Origin of the sequence: Streptomyces aureus (assembly GCF_001418135.1) — a bacterium.
Classification (GTDB): Bacteria; Actinomycetota; Actinomycetes; order Streptomycetales; family Streptomycetaceae; genus Streptomyces; species Streptomyces aureus_A.
In genome coordinates, this window is the sequence record NZ_LIPQ01000174.1 from 1 (window position 1) to 8550 (window position 8550).

Genomic DNA, 8550 nt, shown 5'->3' on the forward strand with positions numbered 1-8550 from the left:
GGGGGTGTCGTCGAACTCCCGTCCGCCGCGCGACGCCCGGGCCTAGCGGACGACGTCGAAGACGTTCTTCTGGATGCCGTTGGAGTACGCCTCGTGCTCGACGAGCTTCAGCTTCTGCGTGTCCTTGTCCGTCTGGCTGAACAGCCGCTTCCCCGCGCCGAGCAGCAGCGGGAAGACGAGCAGGTTGTACCGGTCGATCAGACCGGCGTCCGAGAGCGCGCGGCCCAGCGTGGCGCTGCCGTGCATGATGATCGGGCCGCCCTCGGTCTCCTTCAGCGCGGCGACCTCGTCGAGCGAGCGCAGGATCGTGATCTCGCCCCAGTTGTCGACCAGGTCGTCCTCGGTGAGGGTCGTGGACACCACGTACTTCGGCAGTGTCCTGTAGCGCGCGAATTCCTCCATGTCCGGCCACACGGCGCTGAACGCGTCGTAGCTGGCCCGGCCGAGCAGCATCGCGCCGGCCTCCTCCTGCTCCCGGCCCTTCAGCGCGTACGCCTCGGGAACGAACTCGACCTCCTTGAAGGTCCAGCCCGAGTTCCGGTAGCCGGGCTCGCCGCCGGGGGCCTCCACGACACCGTCGAGCGAGACGAAGGCGGAGCTGATCAGAGTGCGCATCTGGGTTCTCCCGTGGGGTTCGTGACGGCTGCTCAGCACTGGTGCCCAGCAGCGAATACAACCTATAGACCGGCGCCCCGGAAGAAACTCATCGTTCGCCGGCCGAATCGTCCGCGTCGCCCTCCGGCGCGGCGACGAGCTCCACCTCGAACCCGTCGGCGTTCTCCAGATAGGCCGCGTAGACGCCCTCGCCTCCCGCGTACGGATGGCGGTCGGCGAACAGCAGCCGCCAGCCGTGCGACGGCGCGGCGTCGACGAGCGCGTCCACGGCGGCCCGGTCGCCGGCGTGGAAGGCGAGGTGGTTCAGGCCGGGCCTGAGCCGGTCGTGCCGGTCCGACGTACGGGCCGGGGACTGCTCGACGACGAGGTAGAACGAGCCGATCGCCCAGCTGCGACCGCCCTCCCAGCGCTGGAAGGGCGCGTACCCGAGGGCGCCGAGGAGCCAGCCGAAACTGGCTTCGGCCACCGCGAGATCCCCCACCCACACCTCGACGTGATGCGGCGCGCCGGGTCGGCTCACGGCTGCTCCAACTGCGTCGGCAGCGGAGCGGAGTGAAGAACCGTCAGCCCGGACACGGCACGGGTCAGCGCCACGTACAGCCGGCGCAGACCGGTCCGCTCGTCCGGCTCGCCGTCGACGACGGCCGCGGGCTCGTCCAGGACCACGTAGTCGTACTCCAGGCCCTTGGCCAGCGAGGCCGGGACCAGCGTCAGCCGGGACTCGGCCGTGGTCTCCTCGCCGGGGGACAGGTACGCGAGGCCGGCGGCCGTCAGCGCCTCCGCGAGCGGCGCGATCCGCGCGTCGGCGGCGATCAGCCCGATGGAGCCGTCGTGGGCCAGCGCCTCGACACAGGCCGCGACGACGTCCTGGTCGAGCGCGTCCGTGTGCCGTACGTCCAGCGAACCCGGGTTCTCGCGCACCGACTCCACGGCCGCGAGCCCCGGCGACATGTGCGGAAGGAGCCGTGAGGCGTACGCGATGACCTCGCGCGGCACACGGAAACCGGCGGTCAGCTCCTCCACCAGCGCCTCCGGCTTCCCCAGGTGCCCGAGCGCCTCCGCCCAGCTCGCCGTCGCCCACGGCGTCGTGCCCTGCGCGAGGTCGCCGAGGATGGTCGCCGAGCCGGTCGTGCAGCGCCGGCCCACCGCCCGGTACTGCATCGGGGACAGGTCCTGCGCCTCGTCGAGGACGACATGGCCGAGCGAGTGCGTCCGCTCCACCAGGTCCCGCGCCTCGTCGACGAGGACCGCGTCCGCCGCCGACCACTTCGCCGTCCTTACGCTCCGGGCGGGCTTCGCCCACAGCAGCAGCTTCTGCTCGTCCTCCGAGAAGAGCCCCTCGGCGTGCTCCGCCAGGAACTCCGCGTCGCCGAGCAGCCGGAGCACCAGCTTCGCGGGCTCCACCAGAGGCCAGCACTCCTTCACGACGGCCTTCACGGCCGTGTTGCGCGCGACGGCGTTCTGCACCCGGTCGTCGGGCGCCTCACCGGCCTCCTCCATCCGCACGAGGACCGAGTGCGCGATGCGCTGCGGCAGCGCCTCACGGGCCGCCCCGTAGCGGATGTCGCGGTCCATCAACTCCCGTACGATCTGCTCCAGTTCGTACGCGGGCACCCGCCAGCGGCGCGAGCCGCGCACCACCATGAGGGACTCCGTGGGCAGTGCCACGTGCGAACGCACCGCCCGCCGCAGCAGCTCCGCCATCCGGGCGTCGCCCTTGACGACGGCGGTGGCGGCGTCGTCCGTTCCCCGCACCTCGACCTGCCCGCCGACGAGATCGTCGACGGTGGCCTGCTTGACCTCCAACTCGCCGAGCGCGGGAAGGACCTGCTCGATGTAGTGCAGGAAGGACCGGTTGGGCCCGATGACCAGCGTCCCGGTCCGGGCCAGCCGCTCCCGGTGCGCGTACAGCAGGTAGGCGACACGGTGCAGACCGACGGCGGTCTTGCCGGTCCCGGGCCCTCCCTGCACGCACACGGTCCCGGAGAGGTCGGACCGGACGATCCCGTCCTGCTCGGGCTGGATCGTGGCGACGATGTCCCGCATGGGGCCGACGCGGGGCCGCTCGATCTCGGCCTGGAGCAGCCGGCTGGTCCGTTCGAGCTCCTCGGGGTCGGAGAGGTGCTCGTCCTCGTACGCGGTGAGTTCGCCGCCCGTGTAGCCGAAGCGCCGGCGCAGCCCGACGTCCTGCGGGTCCTTCTTCGAGGCCTGGTAGTACGGCTGCGAGACCGGCGCACGCCAGTCGATCACCATCGGATCGCCGTCGGCGTCGTGCACGTGCCGCCGCCCGATGTAGAAGCGTTGCCCCTCCTGCGTGGTGTGCAGGTAGTCGAGGCGCCCGAAGAACAACGGGGTGTGGGACAGGTCCGCGAGCGCCTTGATCCGGTCCTCGATCTGCCGCCCGAGCACCAGCGAGTTCACCCAGTTCGCGGTGACGTCCTTGATGTCGAGCGCCTCCACGTCCTCGCGCATCGCGCGCAGGGCGGCGCGGGAGGAGGTCAGGTGGGCACGCTCGCGTGCGAGGGGATCGTCGGACACGGGCACGGACACGGCGGAGCCTCCGGGGAGAAGTACGCGGACACGTCGAGGTGGCCGCCGGTTACCGACCGGGCGGCGGCTCTCCACGGAGGGAGGCGGGGAAGCTGGCGAGTGTAACTCCTGGGCGGGGCCGGGGGCGAACGGCTTTCCCCCGTCTCCATCCCGTAGGGGACGGGGTCCGCCTCACGTCGGACACCGCACCCGGCCCGGTTCACCCCCCAGAGCGATGTGTCATGAATGTCCGGATTCCATCATGGAGGCATGACCGCGACGACCTTCACCCTCGTGACCACCGTGACCCGCCCCCGGGTCCGCCCCCTCGACACGGCCTTGCGCGCGATACGCGCCTTCGGCGGTGCCGCGGCCGGCGTCGTCCTCCTGGGCGACTACGGCCCGCCCGAGGCCGGCGTCAGGAACCCGCGACCTGAGTACGCGCCGGGCCCCGACTGAGTACGAGAACGCCTGCCGGCACGGGACCGGCCCCTGATGTGATCGACCCATGACGACGCCGACCGACCGCACCGACCGCCCCCACGGCACCGACCTCACCGACCCCTACGGCCCGAGCCCCCGCGCCCTGCGCGTCCTCGCCGGCTGCGGGTTCCTCCTCCTGGCGGCGTGCTTCCTCGCCACCGTCGTGGTGGCGCTCGGCGACGCCATGGAGCAGAACGGCACCTCCGAGGGGTTCATCACGGCGGCGTTCTGGACCCTGCTCCTGGGAGCCCTCACGGGAGTGGCGGCCCTGATCGCACCCCGCAAGGGCCTGGTGATCGCCGAATACGCCCTGGCGATCGCGGCCCCCGTGCTGGCGCTCATGGACTAGGGGGTGTCTTGCCGGTCATGCCGGACTGATCGACAAGACACCCCCTGGGCCGCACTACGGCATCGCTCTACGGCGCGAGCAGCTCGTCCGCGTCGACGATCCGGTACGCGTACCCCTGCTCGGCCAGGAACCGCTGCCGGTGGGCGGCGAAGTCCTGGTCGATGGTGTCGCGGGCGACCACCGAGTAGAAGTGCGCCTGGTGGCCGTCGGACTTCGGCCGCAGCACCCGGCCGAGGCGCTGCGCCTCCTCCTGGCGGGAGCCGAAGGTGCCGGACACCTGGATGGCGACGGTCGCCTCGGGCAGGTCGATGGAGAAGTTCGCGACCTTCGACACGACGAGCACGCTGATCTCGCCGGTCCGGAAGGCGTCGAAGAGCTTCTCGCGCTGGGCGTTCGGGGTCTCGCCCTTGATGACGGGTGCGTCCAGGTGCTCGCCGAGCTCGTCGAGCTGGTCGATGTACTGCCCGATGACGAGGATCTGCTGCCCCTCGAACTTCTTCACCAGGGCCTCGGTCACCTTCCGCTTCGTCGCGGTCGTGGCGCAGAAGCGGTACTTCTCCTCGGCCTCGGCGGTGGCGTAGGCGAGCCGCTCGGAGTCGGTCAGGTTCACGCGGACCTCGACGCAGTCGGCGGGCGCGATGTAGCCCTGCGCCTCGATCTCCTTCCACGGCGCGTCGAACCGCTTGGGCCCGATGAGCGAGAAGACGTCGGACTCGCGGCCGTCCTCGCGGACCAGGGTGGCGGTGAGACCGAGACGGCGCCGGGCCTGCAGATCGGCGGTGAACTTGAAGACGGGCGCGGGAAGCAGGTGCACCTCGTCGTAGACGATCAGCCCCCAGTCGCGGGAGTCGAACAGCTCCAGGTGGGGGTAGATCCCCTTCCGCTTGGTGGTGAGCACCTGGTACGTGGCGATGGTGACCGGCCGGATCTCCTTCTTCGTACCGCTGTACTCGCCGATCTCGTCCTCGGTGAGCGAGGTCCGCCTGACCAGCTCGTGCTTCCACTGGCGGGCGGAGACGGTGTTGGTGACGAGAATCAGTGTGGTCGCCTTGGCCTGCGCCATGGCACCGGCCCCGACCAGCGTCTTTCCGGCACCGCAGGGCAGTACGACGACCCCGGACCCACCGTGCCAGAAGCCCTCGACGGCCTGCTTCTGATACGGCCGCAGGGCCCACCCGTCCTCGGCGAGGTCGATCCGGTGGGCCTCGCCGTCGACGTACCCGGCGAGGTCCTCGGCGGGCCATCCCAGCTTCAGCAGCGTCTGCTTGATCTGCCCGCGCTCGGAGGGGTGCACGACGACGGTGTCGGGGTCGATCCGCTCCCCGACGAGCGGCTGCACCTTCCGCGACCGCAGGATCTCCTCTAGCACGGGCCGGTCGGTGCTGGTCAGCACGAGCCCGTGCGTCGGATGCTTGGACAGCGTGAGGCGCCCGTAGCGGGCCATGGTCTCGGCGATGTCGACGAGCAGCGCGTGCGGCACGGGATAGCGCGAGTACTCGACGAGTGCGTCGACGACCTGCTCGGCGTCGTGGCCGGCGGCCCGCGCGTTCCACAGCCCGAGGGGCGTCAGCCGGTACGTATGAATGTGCTCGGGCGCCCGCTCCAGCTCGGCGAACGGCGCGATGGCCCGCCGACAGGCATCGGCGAGCTCGTGGTCGACCTCCAGGAGCAGCGTTTTGTCACTCTGGACGATAAGAGGTCCATTCACGTGATCAGGTCCTTCCGGCACCGTGCCGTTCCCGTAACGGCCAATCCTCCAGTGTGCCTGACCGGGGTGAATGCTGCGAAGGCCCACAGCGCCAGGGCGGCGCAGCTGAACACGGCACCCAGGGCGCAGACGGCGCCCCATCCGGCCGTCGTGTACAGGGAGGTCGCGGCGAGGGCGCCGGTGGCGCTGCCGATCGAGTAGAAGATCATGTACCCGCCGATCAGCCTGCTGCCCGCCTCCGGGTGCCGTGCGTGGATCAGGGTCTGGTTGGTGACGTGCACCGCCTGCACCGCGAGGTCGAGCAGGATCACCCCGGCGAACAGAGCCCAGAGCGAGCCGCGGGTGAAGGCCAGCGGCAACCACGAGGCGGCGAGCAGCGCCAGGGCGATGCCGGTCGTCCGCCGGGAGTGTCCCCGGTCGTTGAGACGGCCCGCCGCGGTGGCGGCGAGCGCTCCGGCGACACCGATCAGCCCCAGCGCCCCGATCGCGCTGTGGGACAGGAAGTACGGGGCGTCGCTGAGCGGCAGCGCGACACTGCTCCACAGGGTGCTGAACGCGGCGAAGACCAGCAGGCCGAGCAGGGCGCGGATCTGCAGCAGCCGGTCATGTGCGAACAGGGTGACCGTGGAGCGCAGGAGCTGTCCGTAGCGCAGGGCTTTCGGCGGGGCGCCGCCGTGGCGCGGCAGCGCGCGGTACAGGACCAGGGCGAGCAGCGTGGTGAGCGCGGCCGAGGCGAGGTAGACGGAGCGCCAGCCGGCGAGATCGGCCATGACGCCGGACGCGGTACGGGCGAGGAGGATTCCGGTGACGACGCCGCTGGTGACCAGGCCGACGACGCGGCCGCGCTCGGCGGGCGGGGCGAGTGAGGCCGCGTGGGCCACCAGTGTCTGCGTGACGACCGCGAGGAGCCCCGTCGCGGCCATCCCGGCGAGCAGGATCACCGCCCTTCCGGCGGTGGCGACCACCGTGAGCGCGAGGACCAGGAGCAGTAGCTGGGCCACGATGAGCCGTCTGCGGTCGGCCGTGTCGCCGAGCGGGACGAGGAGGAAGAGGCCGAGTCCGTACCCGACGTGCGTGAGGGTGACGACGCTGCCGACGAGTGCCGGGCTCATGGCGAGGTCCTGGCCCATGGTCACCAGGAGCGGCTGGGAGAAGTAGACGTTGGCGACGGCGGCTCCGCAGGCGACGGCGAGCAGCGGGACGACGCCACGGCGCGGGCCGGCGGGGCCGGACGCGGGTGTCGTCCCCTCCGCTCCGGGTGTCGGCCTCGTCTCGCGGTCGTCGGGCATCGGCACCATCCGCACCACCCCATTCTGGTTGCATCTTGCTACCACTTGCGTCGAGGGGTGACGCTAACGCGCCTTGGTAGCATGTTGCAACCAGAGTGAGGGAGAGGGCGGACGCCATGGTGACCAGAACGCGCTTCGACGACAGTGACTGTCCCGTCGCCCGGTCCGTGGACGCGATCGGCGACTGGTGGTCCCTGCTGATCGTCCGGGACGCCTTCGACGGAAGCAGACGCTTCGGGGAGTTCCAGCGCAGCCTCGGCGTCGCGAAGAACATCCTCACCGCCCGGCTGCGCACCCTGGTCGACGGCGGAGTCCTCGCCTCCGTCCCCGCTTCGGACGGCAGCGCCTACCGCGAGTACGTACTGACTCCGAAGGGCAAGGCGCTCTTCCCCGTCATCGTGGCGCTGCGGCAGTGGGGCGAGCAGAACTTCTTCGCCCCCGGAGAACCCCGTTCCCGGCTGGTCGACCGCAGGCGGGGACAGCCCCTCCGCCCCCTGGAAACGCTGTCCGAGGACGGACGACGGCTGGACCCCGACGACACCACCGTCCTCAAGGTCCCCGCCCCCTGAGCTGCGCGTCAGACCTGGTCGTCCGCCAGTTCCGCAACGCCCGTGATCCGGTGCAGCGGATAGGTGCGGACCTCGTCCGCGGTGTGGTCGTAGGCCGTCACGAAGCCGCCCTCCACCCGCACCGGGGCGATCACCCGCTGGCTCGCGCCGCCTTCCGCGTTCACGTAGCCGATCCAGACCGCCGAGCCCGTCATCGCCGCCGCCTGCACCGTCGCCAGGGTCTCCGCCGCCGACGTGCGCGGCAGGGCGCCCGCCGCCGCCGGGGCCGCCGTAGGTTCCTTGCGGACCGCCGTCGCCGCCCGGTCGCCCGCGCGGATCGCCTTGACCGCCGCGCCGAGCAGCGTCGTGTCGGGGGCCGGCGGGCCGTCGGGGACCGGCACCGGGGCCGTACGCGCGCCCGTGCGGTACGCGTCCGCCCGCGTGATCAGGACGTCGCCCGTCGCCGACTCGGCCGCCGGCGCGTACCCCATCGACCGGAGCCCGTCGAGCAGCGACGCCGGGTCCGTCTGCGCCGCGAGCACCGTCGGCGCGAGTCGCCGCAGGCCGAGGGAGGACGAGCGGCGGTCCGCCAGGATCTCGCCGAGCACCGTGTCGTCGTCGCAGCGCACATACGCCGACGCCGCCCCCACCCGCAGATGGCCGTGGCGTCTCGCCACGTCGTCGATCAGGTACGCGAGCGGCTGCGGAACCGGCGTCCGCGCGTGCGCCTTGAGGAATTCGTGCAGGTCGGTAGCGGTCTGCCCGGAGTCGAGCGCTCGCCGTACGGACCCGGGGGTGAACCGGTAGACCGTCGCGCCACCCTTCGACTCCACGTCCGCGAGCACCGCGAGCGCGTCCGCGAGCGGCCGCCGCAGCGGCCCCGGCGCCACCGCCGTCAGGTCCGCCTGAAGGAGTACGTGGTCGACGGCCTCCGGCAGGAGCGGGGCCAGGAGCGTCGCCGCCCGCCCCGCTCCTGCCGGAGGCCGTCGACCACGTACTCCTTCAGGCGGACCTGACGGCGGTGGCGCC

General features: G+C 71.7%; 9 protein-coding genes. 3 read left to right on the forward strand and 6 right to left on the reverse strand.

Annotation, left to right across the window (positions count from 1 at the left end; genetic code table 11):
• Positions 1–42: 42 nt before the first annotated feature.
• From AOK00_RS16340 to AOK00_RS16350, 3 genes are all read right to left on the reverse strand, one after another.
• Positions 43–615, reverse strand: a complete 573-nt coding sequence (locus tag AOK00_RS16340; RefSeq protein WP_055601048.1) for a dihydrofolate reductase family protein — start codon at positions 613–615, stop codon at positions 43–45.
• 88 nt (positions 616–703) lie between these two features.
• Positions 704–1135, reverse strand: coding sequence for a VOC family protein (locus AOK00_RS16345; RefSeq protein WP_055601049.1), 432 nt, complete (start codon positions 1133–1135; stop codon positions 704–706).
• Positions 1132–3159: a HelD family protein gene (locus AOK00_RS16350; RefSeq protein WP_055601054.1), complete on the reverse strand. Its 2028-nt coding sequence runs from the start codon at positions 3157–3159 to the stop codon at positions 1132–1134. The genes AOK00_RS16345 and AOK00_RS16350 overlap by 4 nt, the downstream gene beginning before the upstream one ends.
• Positions 3160–3414: 255 nt before the next feature.
• Here AOK00_RS16350 and AOK00_RS16355 point away from each other — a divergent pair, with 255 nt between their 5' ends.
• Both AOK00_RS16355 and AOK00_RS16360 read left to right on the forward strand, forming a co-directional pair.
• Entirely contained in the window at positions 3415–3603 is a 189-nt protein-coding gene (locus tag AOK00_RS16355; RefSeq protein WP_055601050.1) for a hypothetical protein, read from the forward strand.
• A gap of 49 nt (positions 3604–3652) precedes the next feature.
• Positions 3653–3976 (forward strand): hypothetical protein, encoded by a 324-nt coding sequence (locus AOK00_RS16360; protein ID WP_055601051.1) that lies wholly within the window; start codon positions 3653–3655, stop codon positions 3974–3976.
• A gap of 67 nt (positions 3977–4043) precedes the next feature.
• Here the strand turns inward: AOK00_RS16360 and AOK00_RS16365 are convergent, their stop codons facing one another.
• A complete protein-coding gene (locus tag AOK00_RS16365; protein WP_055601052.1) occupies positions 4044–5684 on the reverse strand; it encodes a DNA repair helicase XPB in 1641 nt (546 codons plus the stop codon).
• Positions 5681–6973 (reverse strand): MFS transporter, encoded by a 1293-nt coding sequence (locus AOK00_RS16370; RefSeq protein ID WP_079042032.1) that lies wholly within the window; start codon positions 6971–6973, stop codon positions 5681–5683. Before AOK00_RS16370 ends, AOK00_RS16365 begins: the two co-directional genes overlap by 4 nt.
• 116 nt (positions 6974–7089) lie before the next feature.
• Between AOK00_RS16370 and AOK00_RS16375 the strand changes: the two genes are divergently transcribed.
• Positions 7090–7542 (forward strand): winged helix-turn-helix transcriptional regulator, encoded by a 453-nt coding sequence (locus tag AOK00_RS16375; RefSeq protein ID WP_055601053.1) that lies wholly within the window; start codon positions 7090–7092, stop codon positions 7540–7542.
• Between the two features lie 8 nt (positions 7543–7550).
• On the opposite strand, the gene AOK00_RS16380 is transcribed toward AOK00_RS16375, so the two are convergent.
• The coding region (locus AOK00_RS16380) for a helicase C-terminal domain-containing protein (protein WP_254047383.1) at positions 7551–8550 on the reverse strand (1000 nt) is incomplete at its 5' end.